The sequence below is a fragment of the Cognatilysobacter lacus genome (assembly GCF_008274655.1).
GTDB classification, from domain to species: domain Bacteria; phylum Pseudomonadota; class Gammaproteobacteria; order Xanthomonadales; family Xanthomonadaceae; genus Cognatilysobacter; species Cognatilysobacter lacus.
Genome location: NZ_VTRV01000274.1, coordinates 1 through 1139, shown reverse-complemented (window position 1 = coordinate 1139; position 1139 = coordinate 1). Strand labels below are relative to the sequence as shown.

The following is a 1139-nucleotide window of genomic DNA, read 5'->3' as shown; positions in this document are numbered from 1 at the left end:
GACGCTGGTGAACGTGTGGGCCAGCTGGTGCGCACCCTGCATCCGCGAGATGCCGGCACTGGATGCGTTCGCGCGGGCCCAGGGCGCCGGCGGGGTGCAGGTCGTCGGCATCGCGCTGGACGATCCCGCCGCCGTGCGTGCCTTCCTTCGCGCGCGCCCGGTCGGCTATCCGATCTTCATGGACGTCCCCGGCCCGGCCGACGCGAGCGCGCGCCTGGGCGACGACCGCGGCGTGCTGCCCTTCAGCGTCCTGGTGAGCGCGGATGGGCGGATCCTCGCGCAACATGCCGGCCCGCTCGAAGCGGGCGACCTCGACCACTGGGCCGCGATCGTCGCTCGAACGAGCAATTGAATTTCGCCCAACGTCGGCGATACGGTAGCGAACGTCTGGACAGGTTTCACGGCAGGGCGCAGACTGCGCCGCTTCGCTGTCCAAAGGCCCCGACATGGCCAAGCTGCTCGTCATCCATGGCCCCAACCTCAACCTGCTCGGCGAGCGCGAGCCGGGAATCTACGGGCGGACATCGCTCGCTGCTATCGACCGCGCCCTGAAGGGCGACGCCGAATCGCACGGCCACATGCTTGAGTCGCTGCAGTCCAATGCCGAGCACGTGCTCGTCGATCGCCTGCATGCCGCCCGGGGCGACGGCACCGACTTCATCATCATCAACCCCGCCGGCCTCACGCATACCAGCGTGGTGCTGCGCGACGCGATCGCGGCGGTCGGCCTGCCCTTCATCGAAGTGCACCTGTCGAACCCGCATGCGCGCGAGGCGTTCCGCAGGCAGAGCTATTTCAGCGACCTCGCCATGGGCGTGATCTGCGGCTTCGGCGCCGACAGCTACCGCTTCGCCATGGAGGCCGCGCTGACCTGGCTCGACAAGCGCGCCGCCGCCAACGCCAATCGTTCCTGACCCGTCGCGATCGTCCGCCAACGCGCGTCGATCGTCCCCGCATCCCAGCCCGAGGCCCGCCATGGACCTGCGCAAAATCAAGAAACTGATCGACCTGCTCGAGGCGAGCAACCTTACCGAGATCGAGATCAAGGAAGGCGAGGAGACCGTGCGCCTGGCGCGCAACGCCTCGCGCCCGGTCGAGGTCGCCTACGCACCGGCACCGGCTGCGCAGGCCGCGCCCGC

At 69.3% G+C, this 1139-nt stretch carries 2 protein-coding genes and 1 pseudogene; all 3 read left to right on the top strand.

Going from position 1 to position 1139, the window contains the following annotated elements; translation table 11 throughout:
- A partial coding sequence (locus tag FW784_RS14040) for a TlpA disulfide reductase family protein (protein WP_149353939.1) occupies nt 1-352 on the top strand: 352 nt, incomplete at its 5' end.
- Nucleotides 353-446: 94 nt separating this feature from the next.
- Nucleotides 447-914 carry a type II 3-dehydroquinate dehydratase gene (aroQ, locus tag FW784_RS14035; protein ID WP_149353938.1) on the top strand — a complete coding sequence of 156 codons (468 nt, stop codon included), beginning with the start codon at nt 447-449 and terminating at the stop codon, nt 912-914.
- 61 nt (nt 915-975) lie between these two features.
- Nucleotides 976-1139, top strand: a pseudogene (locus FW784_RS14030) (acetyl-CoA carboxylase biotin carboxyl carrier protein); the annotation flags it as partial.